A 21,167-nucleotide genomic window follows, 5' to 3' on the forward strand; every position below is an offset into this window, starting at 1 on the left:
ATATCTTTGATGAGCTCCAGCTCTGCCTACCAAGGCGCAGAGCGTAACTCCACCAGGCGCCACTCGTGCTCCGAGTCGGTGAGCAACACTAGGTCCGTCTCAGCGAGCTGCACCGATTGACGTACCTCGTGAATTCTGTCTTCTGAAAAGGCGAGTTCTGATCGCGAGCCCTCGCTTTGGAGCCAACGTACCCGTACATTGGGCAACGCCTGAAGATCACGCCACAAGGGCTCGGCGCTCGCCGGGGCGATCAGAAGCACACGACGTGGAACTAAGTTGCCCGAAGCAGGAGCCAACGCTCGATCATGACGCCACAACACAAAGTGATAGGCAGCGACCAGCACCGTGGCTAGCAACCAACCCAGTGGCGCGCGAACCAGACCCAGTAGAGACTGTTCGGCAGCGTCTGGAGCCAATATATGGTCAAACACTCGATAGCCGACGACGAGCAAGGCACTGAGCGCGACAACCGCGCTGAGCCCAAAGACCAAGACAAGGTAGATACGCCGTTCGGCCACAACTGGCTGTTGCAACGGCCGGAAAGAGCGCACCCACACGGCCGCGCCCACCACGACCAAGGCGAGCCCCGAACGCACGAGTCCCGCCGGACCTTCACCGATCAGCGGTGGTGCCCAACCGGCTAGCAGAGCATTGATGAGGATCCCTACGCCCGTAGCGGTCATCGTGAGGCTGATCCCGCTGAGAGCCTGTTCTCCAATGGTGCGGACCTTCGGTGGGCGTAGCGCCGCGGCATTCCAGTGAAAGACCCAGAAGAACAGGCCGATCACGGTACCGGCAATCGCCAGCGGTGCGCCGTCGACGACTCGGAGCCACCATGTCGCACCGTCCGGTGGCAGCGGCAACACAAGCGAGATCACCGTTGCGAGCGAAAGCAACGCCGTCAAAGCCGGAAAAACCAGTCCCGCCAAAAGCAGTAGGACCGTCGCGAAGCCGCGCCGATTCTCCTTGGCGCGTAGGGTGCGCCAGTGCCACCACCAGATCAGCGCCCCGCCTAGGGCGAACACCGCGGCACTACGCATAGCAGAGGAGTAAGAGCCCACCAATAAGGGCTCCTCGAGTCCTCCGGAGAGGATTTCAAGGCTATGCCGCAGCAACGACAGGCTAGCCCCAGCGGTTAGCACCATCGCATAGGTATTGCCCAGCACCCAGGACAAGGCTTCTGGGCGATCCGGCTGAAAGCCCGGGCGCATTAACACGCGATACTGCCAAAACCACAGCGCACCATAGCCAAGGGTGACCCCGAGCCCGCGCGGCCACTGTGCGTCGTCACCGCCGAGGACGTCGGAGACCAATCCAAACAGGGTCACCGAACTGGTAATGAGTGCAATGAGATAAATGGCCGCGGACTGTAATGCCCAAATGACTCCATCGGCACCCCGCGCCCCGGGCAGTGAACGGCGAAGCCAGCGCCAGAGCAACCAAGCCAAGGGAGTCGCGATAATTGCTTGTGCTAGACCCACCGGCAAAGGCTCCACGTCCGGACGACCATTAAGCAGTGTCAGCGCGGAGGTTGCCAGCTTGCTCAGGCCGCTGGCCGCAAGCAAGAGGAGAGTTAGTAAAAGGCCATGGGCTACGAGCCGACGCACCACGCCTAAACCGCTAGAAGTTGCGGTCGTCTGCCCGTCCATTAGTCAAACTCCGGCTCGCCGGGTTGGCACGTTCCCACCGGCCAAGGTGCCGTGGATATGAGCCAAGACCCGCGATTGACCAATTCGAAGCGGTCCTCATAGCCGGTGTCGGAGCCGAAGAGCGGCGCCCGTTCGCCGGCATAACTGATGCGCACCACCAGCGTGGCACGCTCGCCCTCGACCGTGGAGGACTTCAGCTGAATCTGCAAGTCATGAGGAACTTCGTACAGGTACCGTTCACAGTCATCACTACGATCGGCCAGATATTCAGCGGCAACATCGCGCTCGCCGTGAAGCAGGGCGGTGACATAGCGTTGCACCGTACCCTCGGGAGTTTGCGCGGGATATTGCACAGTCAGTGGTCGTGCGGCCTGCACGATGAGTGCCGCCAGCACGATTAACACCACGACCGCCGTCAGTGCCCACAGCGTGCGGCGCCCCGGAACGGAATGCTCGCTCATGCTCCAATTCTCCGCCCGTACGGCCGCAGTTAACAGCACAATTTGGCCACAAGATGAGGCGTAGCTCATGGCCGATTTGCTCCCATTTGAGATAATGAATCGGTGAGCATTCTTTCCCCCGTTGATTCCCAGTCGTCGCAGCGCCCCGGCACCGTGCAGTTGCCGCCGCTGAAGCTGGGCAAGCACACCATCGAAACTCCGGTGGTCCTTGCCCCCATGGCAGGTATTACCAACCGTGCCTTCCGACGGTTGTGCCGTGAATACGGTGGGGGAGTGTACGTGACCGAGATGGTCACCGCCCGGGCCCTTGTGGAACGCAATACCGAGTCCATGCGCATCATCTCCCACGATGACGACGAGGATCTGCGCTCAATTCAGATTTACGGTGTCGACCCGAATACCGTTCGCGCCGCCGTGCGCATGGTCGTCGAGGAAGACCGAGCCGATCATATTGACCTCAATTTCGGCTGCCCCGTACCGAAGGTGACCCGTAAGGGCGGCGGTTCGGCCCTGCCGTGGAAGACCGACCTGTTCACCTCCATCATTGCTGCGGCCACGGAGGAAGCGGCCAAGGGCGATGTGCCACTGACCATTAAGATGCGCAAGGGCATCGACGAGGATCACCTGACGTACCTGGAATCGGCCAAGATTGCGCGCGATCACGGTGCGGCAGCGGTAACCCTTCACGGGCGTACCGCCCGCCAGTATTACTCGGGCAAGGCAGACTGGTCTTCCATTGCCACCTTGCGTGAGGCTCTGCCGGATATCCCCGTGCTTGGCAACGGAGATATTTTCAGCGCCGAAGATGCCCTTGAAATGGTCAAGCAAACCGGAATCGACGGGGTCGTGGTTGGCCGTGGTTGCCAGGGCCGCCCGTGGCTTTTCGGGGACCTGCAGGCAGCCTTCGAAGGACGCGAGGAACGATTCCGCCCTGGCGTGCGCAAGGTCGCCGAAACCGTTTACCGTCACGGTGAACTGTTGACCGAATTCTTTGAAGATGAGGGCAAGGGTATGCGTGATATTCGCAAGCACATTGCCTGGTACTTCAAGGGGTACCCGGTGGGCGGCGAAATTCGTGCCCAGCTGGCACAGGTTCCTTCCCTCGAACGGCTACGCGAACTGCTCAACGAACTGGATCTCGATCTGCCGTATCCTGGTGCGGCTGCCGAAGGCACTCGTGGTCGAGCCGGAACTCCGAAGAAGACCCACCTCCCCGATGGCTGGCTGAACTCCCGAGAGATGGCCGAGGAACACAAAGCCATGATCAAAGCCGCCGAACTGGACATCTCCGGTGGATAACGGTCACCGACAGCTAGCGGGCTGACTAGACTTGAAACATGCCCGAGCTTAACGGTTATACCGAGGCCGATCAGGAACGTTGGGTTCCGGAACCGGCCAAGAAGTCCTACCGCACCGCCTTCGAACGCGACCGCGCCCGCGTCCTGCACTCCTCGGCGCTACGACGCCTTGGTGCCAAGACCCAGGTGGTGGCCCCGTACTCGGATGACTTTGTCCGCACCCGGCTAACCCATTCTCTCGAGGTGGCACAGGTGGGTCGCGAACTAGGTGCCGCCCTGGGCTGCGATCCGGACGTGGTGGACACGGCTTGTCTTTCGCACGATCTGGGCCATCCTCCCTTCGGCCATAACGGGGAAAAGGCGTTGAACGAGCTGGCCCGTGACATCGGTGGTTTTGAGGGCAATGCTCAGACCCTACGCTTGCTGACCCGCCTCGAGACCAAAACGTTCCGCCATAACGGGCGGTCGGCAGGACTCAATCTTTCTCGTGCTTCGTTGGATGCCGCCTGCAAGTACCCCTGGCTGCGCGAAGATGCGCCGGTGATCAACGGCAAACAGAGCAAAAAGTTCGGCGTCTACACCGACGATCATCCGGTCTTTGCCTGGTTGCGTTCGGTGCCGGAAGCAACGGACGGCCGCGTGTGCATGGAGGGGCAGGTGATGGACCTCGCCGACGATATTTCCTACTCGGTTCACGACGTCGAAGACGCCATCGTCGGTGGCCGGCTTCAGCTACGCTGGCTACGAGACGAGGCCCAGCGAAGCAGGGCCATTAGCGTGACTCGCGATTGGTACCTGCGCGAGACCAGCGAGGATGATATCGACCGCGCCATGCGGCGGCTTGAAGACTTCGCCGAGTGGGTGCCTCATGCCGATGGGTCGCGTCGTTCCATGGCCGCGTTGAAGGATATGACTAGCCAATTCATTGGCCGATTCTGCCAGGCCGCTCTGGATGCAACCCGCGCCCAGTACGGTCAGGGTGAGCTGACGCGCTATAACGCGGAACTAATCATCCCCGAGGAAACGATGCAGGAAATCGCGGTCATGAAGGGCATCGCCGCGACCTATGTGATGACCAACGAGGAGCGCCAGCCGCTGTACCAGGGGCAACGGGTGTTACTAGCCGAACTGGTTGAGCTCTTGGTTGGAACGCACGATAAGTACCTCGAGCCGATCTTCGCCGCCGACTGGCGTGACGCTGCCGATGACGCCGCGCGGCTTCGCGTGGTGATCGATCAAGTCGCTTCACTCACCGATGCGTCGGCCAAAGAATGGCATGCGACCCTGGTCAAGGGAGAGAGCTTCACCGAGAAGCTCTTTTAGGTGGTCCGCACTCGATCAGGATGCGGTGCACATCTCGTATCCGCACCCGTTGGTGCGGAGCGTAAGTTTTTAGAATGGGGAGTATGGCCGGGCTGATTAAACGAGAAGATATCGACGAGGTGCGTAACCGCACCGATCTTCGTGAAGTCGTCGAATCCTATGTCACGCTCAAATCTGCGGGCATTGGGTCCTTTAAGGGCCTCTGTCCCTTCCACGATGAGCGCAGCCCGTCCTTTCATATACGCCCGCAACTTGGGACGTTCCACTGTTTTGGCTGTGGCGAGTCCGGTGATGTCATCGCCTTCGTGCAAAAGATGGATCACTCGACCTTTAGCGAGACCGTGGAGATGCTGGCCTCCCGCATCGGCTACGAATTGCGCTATGAAGATGGTGGTAGCGGGCCGAATAAGGAGGAATACGGCAAGCGTCAGCGTCTACTGGACGCGCACAAGGTTGCCGAAGAATTCTTCCGCTTCAGCCTCAACAGCGAGGAAGCCGCCACGGCACGGGAGTTCCTTAGCGGCCGTGGCTTTGACGCGGCGGCAGCCACACAGTTTTCCGTGGGCTACGCGCCGAAGGGTTGGGACTCACTACACAAGCACCTACGTTCCAAGGGCTTCATCGACGATGAGTTAAAACTTACCGGGATGTTCTCCGAAGGAAATCGCGGAATCTATGACCGTTTCCGTGGTCGGCTCGTGTGGCCAATTAAGGATCTCTCCGGAGCCACGATCGGTTTTGGTGCGCGCAAACTTTACGAGGATGATCAGGGGCCCAAGTACCTCAATACCCCTGAAACCTCCCTGTATAAGAAGTCGCAGGTGCTCTATGGCATCGATCTAGCCAAAAAGCAGATCTCTAAGAGCCGGCAGATCGTGGTGGTCGAAGGCTACACCGATGTGATGGCGTGCCACCTAGCCGGCATTACCACGGCGGTCGCTACCTGTGGCACGGCCTTTGGTACCGACCACATCAAGATTGCTCGTCGTTTGCTCCAGGATGACGGGACCGGTGGCGAGGTGATCTTTACCTTCGACGGCGATGCTGCCGGTCAGAAGGCGGCGCTACGTGCGTTCTCCGAAGACCAGCGCTTTATCGCTCAGACCTATGTGTGTGTCGAACCGACCGGTGCGGACCCATGTGATTTGCGCCAGCATCGCGGTGATGAAGCGGTACGAGAGCTCATCGAACGCAAACGACCGCTCTTCGAATTCGCCATTCGCGCCGAGCTGAAGAAGTTCAATCTCAACACCGTCGAGGGTCGAGTTCAGGCACTGCGGCAGACCGCGCCGATCGTGGCTGAAATACGTGACTCGGCAATCCGCCCTGCCTATAGCCGTGAGTTGGCTGGCTGGTTGGGTATGGCCAACGAGGACGTGAACCGTGCGGTGGGCGCGGCCATCAAACGTGCCAAACTACCCAAGGCCGCGCCCCAGCACCAGCACCCGGCGCCGGAGAGCCCGGAGGTAGCTGCCCCGGCTGGGCCCGTTTTCGAACGGCCCGACTTCCGAGATCCCGTCATGCGTCTTGAACGCCAAGCTCTAGAAGTGGTGATTCAGCAACCGCAACGTTTGGGGAATGAGCAGTGGCAAGCATTCTATGAAGCGCGCTTCATGGCGCCTGCGCATTCGGCGATCCACGACGGAATCGTCTCTGCCAGCGCGGCCGGGGCCTCGGCCGCCTCATGGGTGGAAGTAATTCGTGACGAGGTCCCGGAGCAACTCCGCCCCTTCGTTTCAGAGCTAGCGGTCTCCGTAATTCCTGCCCCCGATGAGGACACCCTCGCCCGCTACTGTGCGGATATCATCAACGGGCTCATTGAGTTGCAGATCACACACCGCAAGGCCGAGCTTATCGGGCGCTTGCAACGTGCCGAAATGGACCCGACGAGCGAAGAATACGTGCAGATCAACCGCGAATTGATGGAACTCGAGACGCGTCGCAGGGTGCTCCGAGGGACCTAAGCTTTGGATTTTGGAATCCACTAGGGTTCGTGTAAAGTATTATCTCGTTGTGATCCTCCATAGCTCAATTGGCAGAGCATTCGACTGTTAATCGAAGGGTTACTGGTTCAAGTCCAGTTGGAGGAGCTTACTAAGGCCCCGATCCTCATCTGAGGATCGGGGTTTTCCCTTTTAATCACTCAGAGTGCACCGACAAGGGGTTATGTGTCACAGGGGATGTGAACCTAACCTTGGAAGGTTCGGTTCGTTCCCCTTTTGGCACATACCCCCAGAATGGTCCCTACGCGGGACACTGAGCAAGGCGTAGCATCATGATCATGATCCGCTTCCCGGGCACGGCTGAAACATCGGTCACATGGCGAACCCTAGCGATCGACAACTCCAAGGCAATATTGGTTCTGATCGGAATTTTTGTTCTCGCATACCTGGTCCCGCACCTGCTCCTACCCGGCTTGATGCTTGGTATTTCAGGTCTCCCTATGGTCCCGCTGATGCTCGTGTTGAGCTTTGGAGCGCTCCTGTTCAAGGCCGGAAACCGCGTCCGCAAGCTTTGGTGGTTTGCCGCGGCAGGGATCGCATGGTTTCTTACGCCTATCTACGGTGAGCTACTCCTGCTGCCATGGATCGACCGACTTTTAGCCGACGAGGTAATCGTTTCGACGACGTCGGAGGGGCAATTCGTTTGGACTCAGTGGGTCTGGACTTTGCCATTTCTTGCGTTCAACGTCATTGTTGGCTTGATACGTTTGTGGCAGCTGAAGAGGGAGGTCGCTCAAATGAAGGTGACAACGTCCTAGATGGTAGCTTACGATGGCGCGTTTCCACGTGTTGACGTTCCATGAACCCATATAAATCACGGGCGATAAGGGTCAAGAGCAGCATGCGGGTCATGGCCTTTCTCCTGAGCGAAATACAATTACACTTACGGAATGCCAAGTTTGCAAATATTGAATGATAGCCACGCACCAGCGATTCTGACATTTGAAATGGAGAATCGCGCATTTTTCTCGGCGTGGGTCCCGGACCGTGGTGATGATTATTTCAACGAGTTTCAAGATCGTCACCGAGCTTTATTGGAGGAGCAGAAGAATGGTGATTGCGCCTTCTTCGTTCTCTTCGACGATGACGGATATGTGCTCGGCCGTTTTAACCTTTATGACATTCAGAACCGAACGGCTTCGTTGGGTTATAGGATGGCGCAGAAAGCGACAGGGTGTGGTGTGGCGACTTCAACCATTATTAGGTTATGTGCAGTGGCGGCTGAAGAATATGAACTCCATTCGCTTAGCGCAGTAGCGGCCGACGACAACCCAGCATCGCAGCGGGTCCTTACCAAGTCGGGTTTCCGCATACTAGGTCCGGCACGTCCAGAGGAGCTAGATGGCCGCGAAGGGAAACGCTTCTTTCGGGAACTCCGAAAGAAGCGATAGCTTTATCGTTCTGATGGCGAATGGCCTAGTCAGATTCCGAAAAGTGGCGTGTGATGGATGCAAACCACACCACTACGGCTCTGCAACTATGCGAGGAAGATAAAGGAGACGCGCAGATTGGCACGATTTTGGTGCCAGTGCCGCGGGCGTTTACCGCGCGTTGTTTATCGCGACATGAATCCAACGTGTCAGATCTAGATGTGATGATCGAGCCATTGGCGATCCGAAGGCCACGATGTGACTGTCTAATTCCGTCTATAGGTTGGTTGCGACACCTGTGGTGGGCGGTCGGGCCGAGTCAAAGGTGACAATTCCAGGGCCGACACCTCATTTTCTGAACTAGGGTGATTGATATGGCCATGCATGAAAATCAGCTGCGGATTGACGAGCGACTTGCTGCACGGATGATTGCTGACCAGTTTCCGGAGTATAGACGTGAACCAATCCAGCAAATTAGGTCCGATGGCACAGTCAATGCGATCTTTCGCATCGGGACTGAATTCACCGCTCGATTCCCGCTTCTAGCTGAAAACCTAGACCTTGCAGAAGCTCATATCGCAAGAGAATCAGCAGCTTTACGAGAGCTAGCTGTGTTTTCTACCGTGCCTACACCGGAGCCAATCGCTTTAGGGGAACCCACAGATGATTACCCGATGCCGTGGTCTATTCAAACGTGGATCCCGGGCCAAGTAACTACACCTAACGGGGTGGCCCATTCGGACGTATTTGCCTGTGACCTTGCCGAGCTGATTACGTCACTTCGTACTGCTGACGTTACAGGACGACAGTTCTCAGGTTCCGGGCGCGGCGGGACCCTGGCAGACTCGGACGAATGGATAGAGGTCTGCTTCCAAGAAAGCCAGGGGCTGATTCCTGTTGACGAGCTTCGACAACTTTGGGCCAGTTTCAGAAGATTGCCCCGTGCGGGAAAGGAAGCCATGACGCATGGCGATTTGATTCCCGGAAATCTCGTAGTTGAAAACGACCGTTTAGTGGGCGTTTTGGATGGTGGGGGATTCTCTCCCGCTGATCCTGCGCTTGATTTGGTATGTGCGTGGCATTTGCTCGACGCAGAAAGACGCAGTCTTCTTCGCCAAAGTTTAATATGTGATGATCTGGAGTGGAGGCGTGGTGCGGCGTGGGCGTTCGAGCAAGCCATGGGTCTAGTGTGGTATTACAGAAAATCGAACCCCACGATGAGCAGGCTTGGGCGATCGACCTTAACCCGTATTCTCAACGACCATGAGATTGTGGAGAGTTCCCGACGTGAATGAGTCCGACCAGTAACGACTGTTTTTGGCTCCCCAAGAAGAGGGAAATGTCCGGCCTGTTTAGTCAGCACCAACACGCTAGTAGTTCCTAATGCGAACGATAGCATCGTTGACTTCGGCAGCGGTGTCCGCGGTCAGGGTCGGAAAAATCGTTTCTCTTGACCATTCTTTACCACGTGAGACCCAGCCGGTATGTAGACCTGCTGCTTGGCCGCCTGCAATATCCGCGGTTGCATGGTCGCCGACCATCCAACCGCCTAATAGGTCGGAGCCTAGTCGCCGAGCCGCAATCCGGAAAATTTCGGGGTTCGGCTTCTTGACTTGTTCAGCTTCGGATATGACGACATCATCCACGTAAGAATCAAGCCCAACTTTCTGGATCTTGAGCCACTGTTGAGACGTTGTTCCGTTGGTAACGATGGCTATCTTCCAGCCGTGATCGCTGGCATTTCTGAGTGCTTGCGCAGTTGCAGTTTCCATCGTCAACCAGTCCACGTGTTCGTAGAGTAGCCGGTCCAAAATGCCCTCAACGGCCATTTCTAATTCAAACCGTTCATGGATCGCGTGCGCCAGTGAATCCCGAGGTTCGTAGCCGTCCCGGTCGGCTTGAATGAGCCACTCTACATCCGACTTGGATTTCCCGATTGACTCTACGAAAGCGGTAGCCCAAGAATCGAAAGCGGAAGCGCGGTCGACCAGCGTATTATCCAAATCAACGAGGAGTAGCATCGCTCCATCTTAGTTTGGTAACTATGAACGTGCTTGACGGGCTCCATGCTGGCGACTACTTCGGAATATGGGAAACTACCTGTTGAGAGTACGTATTACGGCACATCTACCGGGCTGGGCTTCTCCGCAATTCCTAGTTGCGTAACCTACTCCGCGGAACCAGCGTGAGGATGGCTTCTTGGTATTCATCTAGGTCTTGCTGACCGCGAAGCCGTAGCTCAAAATCTACGCAGGTGCCATTCCTGACTGGAATGTAACCACCGGCGGCTATACTAATCCTCAATCCACAGCCGACTTTCTGCTTCGTTTCAGACCTCGTTGCCCACCGGCACCGGCTTACGGGGCAACGTGGATTAATCTGCACATGGCAATGCTAGAAGAACGTACGCTGTAAATCCGCTCGGCCGAAAGTATCATTGCAAACAACTGCCTGTCTTTTGGGAACTTGGCTGCTCCTCCTCTCGAAAATCCACCAGCCTCCGCTCATCTAAGTCACGAGGAAACTAACATGCAAACTATCGAAGCTTCACAACGCTGGGCGAGGACTTGGGCCAAGGCGTGGCCACTCAAGGATGCAGACGCAATTGTCGAGCTGCAGGCTGAAGATGGCGACCACTGGGCATCGATGTTTAGGCCATTGCACGGGCCTAGTGCCCTTCGCGCTTATCTGGAGGAATGCTTCGCAGAAGAAACCAAACCGGCAGAGACATGGTTCGGTGAACCGCTTGTGGATGGAAGTTCAGCCTCCGTCGAGTACTGGGTCGTCATGTTTATCCGGGACAAGCCAATAACGGTCTCGGGGTGCACAGTCCTTACATTCGACGATTCCGGCTTGGTAACAACAGCACGAGACTACTCACACGTCAAAGATGGGTACCACCTGCGGCCCGGCTCTCCGCCCAGCATCTGAGCTCTGTTCGACGACCTGCCACCGAAGGTGACTCGTTCGGCCCACCTTACCCCGGTAGCCATTCACCTTTCGGTCTGCTCGACGCAGTGCTGACGACTTCGGAATCCGACAGATTTGACAGTGTCCCAAGTCGACTGAACTTGTACCGGTGAACGACCGGCTTACGGGAATGTGAAAATTCCTGATTGGGTATGGGGCTTATGGGAGAAAGCAACCCAAAATCAAGCCGGCTGCTAGGAAGCTAAATTGGGGTCCATTGATACTTGGCCTGAATCATTATTCACGTTCTTTCCTCGAAATTCGTCAAGTAATCCTCGCTTCTCGAATCCGCTAGTCTTTCTGGATGAAGCTAAAACCCAGCACCATCACAAGTATTCAATTTGCTTGGGCACAGATCCTTGGTGTCCCTCCGGAGGCTCTGGGAATCGAAGGCAATCGGGTGTATCGCGAAAAGGACGATAGTGCCCTGCTAATGTTTGTTTCTTTGTTCGGGACTGGGGTTTTGGTTGGCCCTTCCTGGGCGATAGAAGCAGCCCAAAACTTGACCGACGCCGAACTTGCCAGTCATGCGAAACTGATGGAAATCAGCGCTCCCTATGGCGGCCAGGCTCTCGGCGAAGCGGAACTGTATTACTGCGACACAGCGCCACCGACCCCAAATCTCCGAATGACAGCGAGCCGCGAGCAAGAGCACGCTATCGCACTGGAGAACATCTGCCTTCCCGACGATTCGGCGGAAGTAGGCTTGAGCGAGATGGAGAGTACCTTTGTCCTACTCAGCGAGTGCGACAATGGGCCACAGCCACTGGCAGGTGCCGGTTACGACATTTGGGAAGGCAAACTGGCTCACCTTGGAGTCCTCACAGCGCCCGATAAGCGGCAAAGTCGGCTGGGTTCTAATGCGGTTGCAATCGCAATGACACAAGCAATGAACTGCGCTCTCATTCCGCAGTGGCGCGCCCGCATGGACAATCCCGCTTCGATTCGTACGGCACTTCGCGCAGGATTTGAATACGTAGGAACCCAAACCAGCGTTATTCTCTAGGCGCATCCCTTCAACTGCCCGCAGGAGGTTCCTCTTACGGGCGGCTCGGCGCAGTGCTGAGGACTATGGACGGTTTTACTGAGGACTTCGGAAACTGACAAACTGACTGATTTCTGTACTCACAGGTATGACGAGCGTGCCGTGTATCCCGCCCGCGAAAATGCCCGGTGAAGGTGCCATACACGGACGCCGAAGACGGTGGGCAAACCACGTGGCCGATACCGAGTGCCTAGGCTTGTAGCTTTACTCGTTAAGTACTTAGCGGTGGTCGCCGGATATAGCGATGGAGATTCCTACGCCAATGATGGATGCCCCACCGATGCGTCCGATGGTGGTCATCCGTTGAGTAGATTTGGCGAGCCAGGTTCTGGCTTGACCGGCCGACAGTGCCCATACCGAGTCTGTGATCAGTCCGATCAACATGGGGATGATGCCAAGAACGACAATTTGTAGCGCGACGTTGCCCCGGCCGGTGTCGATGAACTGTGGCACGACAGCGGTGAAGAGGATAAAGCTTTTGGGGTTGGTTAGACCAACTATTGTTCCCGTCCGAATCGCGTTCCAAGTGGAGTTGTTTTTCAGTTCCTTCGTCGCCGATTCCGCCGCTGGTGCTGCGTGCCGAATTGCCTGAATGCCGAGATAAACGAGGTAGAGGATACCAACCCATTTGATGATCTGGAACAGAATCTCTGAGCGTTCCAGCAGTGGACCGAGCCCGAAGGCGATTGCCACACCGACAGTGAAGCAGCCAATGGCGTTACCTAGAACGCTAGCTAATGCGTTGCCTCGTCCGTGGCTGAATGCGCGGCCGACAACGAACATGACGCTGGGGCCGGGTACGGCTATGAGAACAATTGAGGCCAGAGCTAGGCCGATGGCTTGGGCTGCGGTGATCATTGGATGATTTTACCGGTGGTCTTGTTTGCGGCTCTAGCAATTGACTCATAATCAGTCCCTTAGCAACGAACTACTTCTGAATCGCTCCTAGAGTAACAAAGAGGAGGGAACGGTTCAGACCGATTCCAAACCATGAACAGAGGTACTGAACGCCTTGTGAGGCTAAGCGCAAAACTCAAGTAATCTTCAAAAGATTCAAGTTTGTCGTGCGGAAGATCCCTAAAGCGCAATCGTGCATCCGCTCTTGCTCGCCCTATCAACTAGCCATTGAGGGAGAAATGCATCTGCCCATTTTTAGGTTGTGCAATCTGCCGCAGTCCTACTGCGGACATCTTTGAGTGAGTGTGGTTGCCATCGACTCCATCGAGATTCTTAGAAGCTTGGGGCCAACGATTGCCGAAGAGCTAGGTTCAATCTCCTAACTAGTAGCGGGTATGCCGGACTTCGCGCGTGAATTTGCAGATTCTAGGATGAGCGTCCCAGCCCGGTAGATCTTCTGAGGCAAGGGTTTGATCAGCCGAGTTGCCTCATGTTCTAGTATCTGAACAGCCGGCAGCAGCCCACGGGCCAGGAACTTGTTGCAACCTCCTTGGTAACTTGTTGTTGAGGCTGAGATGCTAGCGGAAGCTAAGCAGAATCGGGCGTCCCACCCGTGGTGGAACGCCCGATTGATCTGATGTGCTAATAGTGGATGAAACTTGCTCGCCCCCTCTGTTCGGACGTGCGATCTAGTTAGCTTTGCGCCGGTACAGTGCGGTGGCTGCAAGAAACGCGACGAGTAAGATTCCTACGAGCCACATGATGGCATAGCCGAGTTCCTGTCCCACCGGTTGCTGATCAAAAAGTGACCGAATCGAATTCACGATGGCGGTGACCGGTTGATGATCGGCAAACCAGGCCACGGGCCCAGGCATTGAACTCGTGGGGACGAACGCCGAACTGATAAATGGCAGGAAGATTAGTGGGTAACTAAACGCGCTAGCTCCGTCCACCGTTTTTGCGGTGAGCCCAGCAATAACCGCGACCCACGTAAGAGCCAAAGTGACCAAAACTAGCAGGGCGATCACCGCCAACCAGGCGCCGAACGAGGCGCCGGTCCGGAATCCCATGAGTAGGGCTACGCCAATGACCAAAGCAACCGAGATCATATTCGACACCAAGGAAGTCAGCACATGCCCCCAGAGCACGCTGGATCTCGAAATAGGCATGGACCTGAAACGTTCCAGTACACCACCTTGCATGTCGAGGAATAGCCGGTAGGACGTGTAGGCGATGCCGGACGCGATGGTGATCAGGAGAATTCCGGGCAAGAGATAGTCAACGTAGCTACCGTCGGTGCCGGTGTTGATGGCACCGCCGAAAACATACACGAACAGTAGCATCATCGCGATCGGCGTGATCGCCGTGGTGATGATAGTGTCCGGGCTACGCAGGATATGACGCAGCGAGCGACCCGTAAGCACTCTAGTGTCGAAAAAGGCCATGGTACTCATGATTTGTTTCCTCCTGTCGAAGAGTCGGTGCCGACGAGAGCCAGAAAGACCTCTTCGAGGCTTGGCTCCTTCTCGACATACTCCACCGTGCTCGGAGGCAGGAGCGCCTTGAGCTCGGCAAGGGTGCCGTTTTGGATGATGACCCCCTGATGCAAAATGGCGATGCGATCCGCTAGCTGTTCTGCCTCATCGAGGTATTGAGTGGTCAGCAAGATTGTCGTTCCGGCGGCCGCCAACTCCCGCACGGTATCCCAGACCTCACTTCGAGCCTGCGGATCAAGACCGGTGGTTGGTTCGTCGAGGATGATGACGCTCGGATTGCCAATGAGGCTCATCGCAATGTCGAGCCGCCGTCGCATGCCACCTGAATAGGTTCCAGCTCGACGGGCTCCGGCCTCGGTCAAGGAAAAGCGCTCCAGCAGCTCGTCAGCCAGCGCACCAGGATTCGGCACGCGGCGCAGTTTGGCGATGAGGACCAAATTCTCGCGCCCGGTCAGTACCTCATCAACGGCCGCGAATTGCCCGGTGAGACTCAGCGACTCGCGCACCTTGGCGGGGGCAGACTGGGTGTCGAAACCATTGACCTGAGCTGTGCCCTCATCGGGCCGGAGTAATGTGCTTAGGATGCGGACGAGCGTTGTTTTGCCTGCGCCGTTTGACCCTAGCAAAGCGAAGATGCTGCCGGGTTCGACGCGAAAGTCCACTCCGCGGAGTACTTGAAGATCCTTGAAGGATTTTTCGATCCCAGCGACTTCAATTGAGCCGGCGGTCAAAGTTGGTGACTTCATGACTATTCCTTTTTCGTTTCGTCCGCGGCCGCGTCGATGCTCTTGGTCAGCCGCGCGCGTTCCTTATCGATCCAGCGCTGACCGCCGTAGGCCTGAGTAAACTCTTCGGCGAATTCCACCGGGTCGTCTCCCACGATGTCGCGGATTGGTGTGTTGTCGGCGGCAGCAGCCTCGAGCAGGTCGGCGAGGTCAGAAAGCATTGTGCAGAGGGTGTCCGAGTCGGTGATTCCACCTTGGTACATGAAGTACCGCTGCAGCGCCTTACCTGAATTCGCATAAGGCGCAGGCAGAGCCTCGATGCGAGCGACGTTTTGCTTGTACTGCTTCTTCTGTTCGAGCGATCCGGTGAGCGCTTCGATCCATTTTGCGGCCATGATTAGTTCTCCTTGAGTTGGTTGGTGGTGTGTGGAAGTTGTTCAATGCGTGTGACTAGCTGGTTCCAGGTTTCCCAGAAATCGGCCAGCTGTTGGCGGCCCACGTCATTGAGCGTGAAGACTTTGCGCGGAGGTCCCTTTTCGGAGGGAACCTTCTCCACGGCGACGAGCCCTTTTTGCTCGATTCTTACCAGCAGGGCGTAGATCGTTCCTTCGGCGATGTCGGTGAACCCGCGTTCACGTAGTTCGGCGGTGATCTCGTACCCGTAGGCTGATTTCTTGGCGAGAATCGCCAAGACAATGCCTTCGAGCGTGCCCTTGAGCATCTCAGTCATTTGAGTTCCCACGGGTCAGCTCCCTTCTACTTAGTGTTGCTGACTACAAGTAGATAGTAGAACTAAGTACCGGTAGTTAGCAATACTGAATACTAAAAATTTTTCCAGCAGGTTCGGGGACCGCTGTGTGTAAGCAGGTCGCGCCCATGTCAGTTAGCAGTATGTGAGTTCGAGTTTTTGCAATCGATGAAGCGGCCTGGCCAGATGCGCTGGCGTGGCGACACGCGGTTCGCTCTCGGCCTCAATCTTGAGCGTGGTGCGCAATCGCTTCGGCGGAAGCGGTACTTGGATCGGGGGTGGGGGACGAAGGCGGGGTATATGCTTCGTGCATGGCGCATAGCGAGGTTATCGACTGGTTGCTCGATTCTGACCCGGCTATTCGATGGCAGGTTGAGCGTGACTTACTCGGCGCGAGTGAATCGGTGTGGAAGAAAACTCGAGCGGTCGTGTCAACGTCGGGTATGGGTGCGCGCTTGCTTGCTCAGCGGGGCGATGACGGCCTTTGGGCCGGTGGCCCGTTCTTCCCTGCCGGGTGGGACATGGAGGGCGGGGGACCGCAGCCGTGGACTGCGACAACTTGGGTGCTGAAAGATCTTCGTGAGTGGGGTGTCGCGGCCAGCGCCTTAGGCGACACCGCGCACAAACTCGAATCGGTCACGTGGGAGTATGACGATCTGCCCTATTGGGGCGGGGAAGTGGATGTCTGCATCAACTCGTGGACCTTGTCCAACGGTTTGTGGCTGGGTGCCGACGTCGACGGAATTGTGGACTGGTTCCTCGAGCATCAGCTCGACGACGGTGGATGGAACTGTGAGTGGGTGGACGGTGCGAGGGTTGGGTCTTTCCACTCGACACTAAACGCTCTGATCGCATTGCTGGACTATCAACTGACAAGCGGCGATACCGAGCGCGTGGGTGGCGCTCGCCGTGCTGGTGAAGAATACCTGCTGCAGCGTGAACTGTTCCGGCGCCGATCAACTGGCGACACGGTGGGGGGCTGGGCCTTGAGCCTCGCGCACCCCCGCAGGGCCTACTACAACGTACTTGCCGCGGCAGATTACTTCCGTGCGGCCGCTGGGGCGGATGGGAGTGCCCCGGATCCACGTATGCGCCGGGCCATAGCTCATATCCGCTCGCTACAACAGCCTGACGGTCGATGGTTGCAGGGGCATCGGCTGGCCGGCGATGTGTGGTTTCATCAGGATGTTGGGAAGGGGGAGCCCTCGAAGTTCGTCACTTTGCAGGCATTGCGGGTGCTTGGCTGGTGGGATGCTCGAACTCCCGCTCACGGGTAGAGCTAGGTGCAGGTAAGTCGTACGACTTTGTGCCAAGTGCGGCTATCGGCTCTCAGGGCGCCCCTTGAGGCTTGTTGCCGTGGTGCTACGAAGCCCCAGAGGTGAGATGAGGCTCCGTAGCGTATCGATGTTAGCCCTCTAGCAATTTGGGGCTACCTGCGTTCCTGCTCCTCGGGTGCGCAGGGTGAGGTCGGTGGATCCGCTGACGGGGCACTGGCTTGGTGCGCAGGCCGACCCACCGCAACCGGTCGCGCAGCCCGCGGCTTCGGGTGCCGATGTGCTAGGAATATTCTCCGGAGTGACGAGCTCACGCCCCTCGCTGCCAAGTACGGTGTAGCCGGCGTCGCGGATCATTTCGAGATCGCGACGCGCCTCTTGCCCTTCGCTCGTCAGATAGTCGCCCAGAAAGAGCGAATTGGCGACCTGTAACGCGGTTGACTGCAGGGAACGCAAATGCATTTCACGTCCTCCGGCCATGCGAAGTTCGGTGGAAGGGCAGGCTAGGCGTACCAAGGATAGAATTCGTAGACAGGCCAAAGGCGTCAGTTCCCACTGCCCTTCAAGTGGAGTCCCGTCAAAAGGCATGAGGAAGTTGACCGGGATGGAGTCGACCTGCATTTCGCGCAGGGCCAGAACGGCTTCGACGAGTTGTTCGTTGCTTTCGCCGAGCCCTGCAATGAGGCCCGAGCAGGGGGAGAGTTCGGCCTGTTTGGCCTTGGCAACGGTGGCTACGCGCTCGCTGTACTCGTGGGTGCTGCAGATCGACGGATACATCGATTCAGAGGTGTTGATGTTGTGGTTATAGGCGTCGGCACCTGCCTGGTGCAGGCGCTGGGCCTGGCCTTCCTTCAAGATGCCAAGGCAAGCACAAACCTCGACTTGAGGGTGTTCCTCTTTGAGGTTGCTAATCATGGTGGCCACCCGATCCACGTCGCGGTCCGAGGGCCCCTTGCCGGAGGCGACCATGCATACGCGCGAGGCGCCGGCTGCAATTCCCAGACCGGCTTGATGAACAGCCTCGTCGGTTTTGAGCCAACTGTACTTGAGGACCTCGGCCTTGGAACCTAGGCGTTGGGAGCAATAGGTGCAGTCCTCCGGGCAGAGCCCCGACTTGAGGTTGACCAAGTAATTGACCTTGACGGTATAGCCGAAGTGCTTATGGCGTAGCCGGGCGGCTGCGTGCACGAGCTCAAGAGTTTGTGCATCCGGTGTCTGCAGAATCTGTAGTGCTTCCTCGGCGGTGAGCTGATGGCCTGCGTCGATTCGTTGCGCAAGTTGCCACGGGTCAAGAGTCTGCGCGGGTGAGCTGTCGGCTGCGAGGTGCATCTCGGAAGGCGCCTTTCGTCGGGTCGGTTGCTGCGCTATTAGGTGACTTGAACGCTGTTCAAGTCGCCGCCTGTTGTCACTCTACACAGAATGCCGCCCCTACGTGAACACTGTTCAATGATATTGCAGTGTGTGTTGACGCCTGCACGAGACAAAAATGCCCCCGCCCACCGAACTGAAGATCAGTTCGCCATGGGCGAGGGCATCAGCCGACGGGCTAGACGACGAGAGATTCGCGAAGAATCAGCGGATTTTCCAGATCACCGGCGTAAAGCAGGCCTCCGGACTGATCGGTCAGGTCCAGCATCTGCTGGTTATTGCGTAGCTGTAGCCGGTTCAGGCAGGAGAGTGGGAAGGTCTCGGCGAACAAGCCTAGTGCGTCAAAGTGTTCGGCGAACTGTGGATTGTCGCGTCGGTAGCTCAAAAGTCGATCCGACACGATGCTCCAGAAGGTCTCCTCCGCTAGCAAGCCCTCGGCATCCAGCAACGGAGCAAGGAACCGGAAGAAAGAATCGAAAACATCGGTGAAAATTGAGAGCACCGGGTCTCCGCCGGTACGTACCCGGCGAATTTCCTCGGGCAGGTGCACCCGGTCGGAAAGCACCGCGATCTCTTCGCCAAGGTCCTTCATCAGTGCCTTGCTGATGGCACCCTCACGCAGAACGAGGATGACGTTCTCACCGTGGGGCATAAATGCCAAGTCATAGGCGGCTAGGCAGTGCACCAAGGGCACCAGATAAGCGTCGAGGTAGTCGCTGACCCACTGTTCTGGCTCTTGTCCACTGCGCCGAATGAGCGCACCGGCAAAGCTGCGACCTTCGTGATCGACATGTAGGAGGCTTGCCATGGTGGCTAGGGTCTCACCCTCGGCCAGCATATCCACCGGGGATTCGCGCCACAGCGCGGCCAGCATCTTACGTTGCGCCGCCGATGGTTTGGTCGCCGCCTCGAACTGGCGATTACGGTAGCCGACGGCTGCGACCTCGCGCAGCAGACCTACGGGAGCCTTCGCAAGATATGGGTCGGCGTCAAAGAGCTCACCTAGCCACTGGTTGATGGCCGGAGTGACCTTCATATAGTCCGCGCTCAGTCCGCGCATGAATCCCATATTCAGAATCGACATGGCCGTTTTGACGTAGTGGCGAGTCGGATTGGAACGGTTGAAGAAGGTGCGGATGGACTGCTGTGGCTGGTAGTAATCCTGTGTCGCACCCAAATAGATCAGATCTTGATTTGCGATGTCGTTGGCAAAGGTCGTCGACAGGCGGTTCTCCCACTGCCACGGATGTACGGGCATCAGCAGGTAGTCCTCGATACTTCGGGAGGTTCCCAGCAACGCCGTGCCCAAAATACCTTCCAGACGCGCCCGTTCGGCAGGACCGAGCTCGGTCTCGAGCAGCTGCTCGTAAGACAGCGAGTCCATGGTCGAGAATTCGGCGGCATCACGGTGTGCGGCTAGCCAGCCCAGCTTGATCGCCGATCCGGTTTCCGGGGCATAGCGAAGATAATCGGTGCGACCGATACCCATTCGACCGTTGTTGGCGACGAAGCAGGGGTGCCCCTCGGTCATGGCTGCCTCGATGCGCTGGAAAGAGGAGGCGGCGTCGCCGGAAAACTCGGCCAGATCTGCACTGCTGTGTTCGGCGTGCAACTGCTTGTAGCAGTGCCCGGCCAGCGTCGAGTTCAGCTCCTCGAGGTAGGTGGGAAGCTGTTCCTCGCGAAGGGTCAGTCGCCCGGCGAAGCTGGTGATGAAGTCCAGGACGTTGACCGAGGCCTCGGTCCACTGCCCATCAATGAGCGTCTCGTGGCGAATCGAGGCTGGGTCGACGATCCAATGGTTGAGCAGGTAGCGGCCGGCGGCGAAGTCATAGCGCTCGGTGGGGGAGTCGATGCGGAAGCGGCCGTCATCCAGTACTACTGGTTCGAGTAGTCGTTCATGACTGAACTCGCCGATCGCCTTGGCCAGCACATGGCGGTTGGCTGCCGCCCAACGCGCTGGTGTTAGATGTGCGGCTCCGGTGCTCGTGCCGGTGACACGTTCATAATCGGCGCGTGTGCAGATCGAGAGCAAGGCGTGCTTTGTACTGCCGTCTTCTTCGAGGAGCTCAACCGGGCCCACGGGAGCGAAGCCAACGCGTGAATTCAAGGCCTGAATAGCTTTATTGCGAATATCGGGTTCCACGACGACACGTTCGGTTCCCGGCTGGGAGAAAGCGTAGCTCAATGCTGCGGTCATCGCCTCAAGGGTGAAGCCCGGTTTGGGTGCCTGTGGCTGTGGCGCGAGGAAATGCAGGCCAAGGTCACCGCGCACATAGGGGTATCGGCCCGCCAAAGGGGAATTAGCCGGGTCGTAGAGTTCGATCAGGAACTGTGGTCCCTCGGCGTCCTCGGCAATGAGGACGTGATACTCGGCAGCTTCGACCAAGGGCGCATAGGCCTGCTGAATCTCCGCGACGCTGGCAGTGGGCATGCCCCAGAAGCGTGCGTGCTCCGTGGCGATCCACGAGTGCAGGAGTTCGGCGTCGGCGGGTAGCTGCGCGCTACGGAAGGTGTAAGTCTGGGTCGTCATGATCTCTCTC

The 21,167-nt window shown here is 57.5% G+C and carries 19 protein-coding genes and 1 tRNA gene; 10 read left to right on the top strand and 10 right to left on the bottom strand.

Going from position 1 to position 21,167, the window contains the following annotated elements:
* Positions 1-26: 26 nt before the first annotated feature.
* Positions 27-1,649, bottom strand: a complete 1,623-nt coding sequence (locus ACYU0X_RS04930; protein WP_461902289.1) for a DUF5671 domain-containing protein — start codon at positions 1,647-1,649, stop codon at positions 27-29.
* Positions 1,649-2,110, bottom strand: coding sequence for a hypothetical protein (locus tag ACYU0X_RS04935; protein WP_461902290.1), 462 nt, complete (start codon positions 2,108-2,110; stop codon positions 1,649-1,651). Before ACYU0X_RS04935 ends, ACYU0X_RS04930 begins: the two co-directional genes overlap by 1 nt.
* A gap of 102 nt (positions 2,111-2,212) precedes the next feature.
* Between ACYU0X_RS04935 and dusB the strand changes: the two genes are divergently transcribed.
* The 7 genes from dusB to ACYU0X_RS04970 all read left to right on the top strand — a co-directional run bounded on the left by dusB (position 2,213) and on the right by ACYU0X_RS04970 (position 9,399).
* Entirely contained in the window at positions 2,213-3,409 is a 1,197-nt protein-coding gene (dusB, locus tag ACYU0X_RS04940; protein WP_459274668.1) for a tRNA dihydrouridine synthase DusB, read from the top strand.
* Between the two features lie 38 nt (positions 3,410-3,447).
* Positions 3,448-4,731, top strand: a complete 1,284-nt coding sequence (locus ACYU0X_RS04945; protein WP_461902291.1) for a deoxyguanosinetriphosphate triphosphohydrolase — start codon at positions 3,448-3,450, stop codon at positions 4,729-4,731.
* Between the two features lie 83 nt (positions 4,732-4,814).
* Positions 4,815-6,695, top strand: a complete 1,881-nt coding sequence (dnaG, locus tag ACYU0X_RS04950) for a DNA primase (protein ID WP_461902292.1) — start codon at positions 4,815-4,817, stop codon at positions 6,693-6,695.
* A 53-nt stretch (positions 6,696-6,748) separates the two neighbouring features.
* Positions 6,749-6,821 (top strand) — tRNA-Asn (locus ACYU0X_RS04955).
* A 185-nt stretch (positions 6,822-7,006) separates the two neighbouring features.
* A complete protein-coding gene (locus ACYU0X_RS04960; protein WP_461902293.1) occupies positions 7,007-7,492 on the top strand; it encodes a hypothetical protein in 486 nt (161 codons plus the stop codon).
* A gap of 132 nt (positions 7,493-7,624) precedes the next feature.
* On the top strand, positions 7,625-8,125 hold the full coding sequence (locus ACYU0X_RS04965) for a GNAT family N-acetyltransferase (protein WP_461902294.1): 501 nt from the start codon (positions 7,625-7,627) through the stop codon (positions 8,123-8,125).
* Positions 8,126-8,478: 353 nt separating this feature from the next.
* Entirely contained in the window at positions 8,479-9,399 is a 921-nt protein-coding gene (locus ACYU0X_RS04970; RefSeq protein WP_461902295.1) for an aminoglycoside phosphotransferase family protein, read from the top strand.
* Positions 9,400-9,474: 75 nt separating this feature from the next.
* Here the strand turns inward: ACYU0X_RS04970 and ACYU0X_RS04975 are convergent, their stop codons facing one another.
* Entirely contained in the window at positions 9,475-10,125 is a 651-nt protein-coding gene (locus ACYU0X_RS04975) for an HAD family hydrolase (protein ID WP_461902296.1), read from the bottom strand.
* Positions 10,126-10,633: 508 nt separating this feature from the next.
* Here ACYU0X_RS04975 and ACYU0X_RS04980 point away from each other — a divergent pair.
* On the top strand, positions 10,634-11,035 hold the full coding sequence (locus ACYU0X_RS04980) for a nuclear transport factor 2 family protein (RefSeq protein ID WP_461902297.1): 402 nt from the start codon (positions 10,634-10,636) through the stop codon (positions 11,033-11,035).
* A gap of 343 nt (positions 11,036-11,378) precedes the next feature.
* Positions 11,379-12,080: a GNAT family N-acetyltransferase gene (locus ACYU0X_RS04985; protein WP_461902298.1), complete on the top strand. Its 702-nt coding sequence runs from the start codon at positions 11,379-11,381 to the stop codon at positions 12,078-12,080.
* 258 nt (positions 12,081-12,338) lie between these two features.
* Here the strand turns inward: ACYU0X_RS04985 and ACYU0X_RS04990 are convergent, their stop codons facing one another.
* From ACYU0X_RS04990 to ACYU0X_RS05010, 5 genes are all read right to left on the bottom strand, one after another.
* Positions 12,339-12,977 (bottom strand): LysE family translocator, encoded by a 639-nt coding sequence (locus ACYU0X_RS04990; RefSeq protein ID WP_461902299.1) that lies wholly within the window; start codon positions 12,975-12,977, stop codon positions 12,339-12,341.
* Between the two features lie 728 nt (positions 12,978-13,705).
* The gene (locus tag ACYU0X_RS04995) at positions 13,706-14,470 is read right to left on the bottom strand and encodes an ABC transporter permease (protein WP_461902300.1); all 765 of its coding nucleotides are present in this window, start codon (positions 14,468-14,470) and stop codon (positions 13,706-13,708) included.
* Entirely contained in the window at positions 14,467-15,258 is a 792-nt protein-coding gene (locus ACYU0X_RS05000) for an ABC transporter ATP-binding protein (RefSeq protein WP_461902301.1), read from the bottom strand. Before ACYU0X_RS05000 ends, ACYU0X_RS04995 begins: the two co-directional genes overlap by 4 nt.
* 2 nt (positions 15,259-15,260) lie before the next feature.
* Positions 15,261-15,632: a DUF1048 domain-containing protein gene (locus ACYU0X_RS05005; RefSeq protein WP_418908688.1), complete on the bottom strand. Its 372-nt coding sequence runs from the start codon at positions 15,630-15,632 to the stop codon at positions 15,261-15,263.
* 2 nt (positions 15,633-15,634) lie between these two features.
* Positions 15,635-15,979 carry a PadR family transcriptional regulator gene (locus ACYU0X_RS05010; protein WP_418908689.1) on the bottom strand — a complete coding sequence of 115 codons (345 nt, stop codon included), beginning with the start codon at positions 15,977-15,979 and terminating at the stop codon, positions 15,635-15,637.
* A gap of 317 nt (positions 15,980-16,296) precedes the next feature.
* Here ACYU0X_RS05010 and ACYU0X_RS05015 point away from each other — a divergent pair, with 317 nt between their 5' ends.
* Entirely contained in the window at positions 16,297-17,262 is a 966-nt protein-coding gene (locus ACYU0X_RS05015) for a squalene cyclase (protein ID WP_461902302.1), read from the top strand.
* Between the two features lie 138 nt (positions 17,263-17,400).
* Here the strand turns inward: ACYU0X_RS05015 and bioB are convergent, their stop codons facing one another.
* Both bioB and ACYU0X_RS05025 read right to left on the bottom strand, forming a co-directional pair.
* Positions 17,401-18,588, bottom strand: a complete 1,188-nt coding sequence (bioB, locus tag ACYU0X_RS05020; RefSeq protein ID WP_461902303.1) for a biotin synthase BioB — start codon at positions 18,586-18,588, stop codon at positions 17,401-17,403.
* 217 nt (positions 18,589-18,805) lie between these two features.
* Complete coding sequence (locus ACYU0X_RS05025; protein WP_461902304.1) at positions 18,806-21,157, bottom strand: GNAT family N-acetyltransferase; 2,352 nt, start codon at positions 21,155-21,157, stop codon at positions 18,806-18,808.
* Between the last annotated feature and the right edge of the window lie 10 nt (positions 21,158-21,167).

This window comes from Glutamicibacter sp. X7 (genome assembly GCF_054889245.1).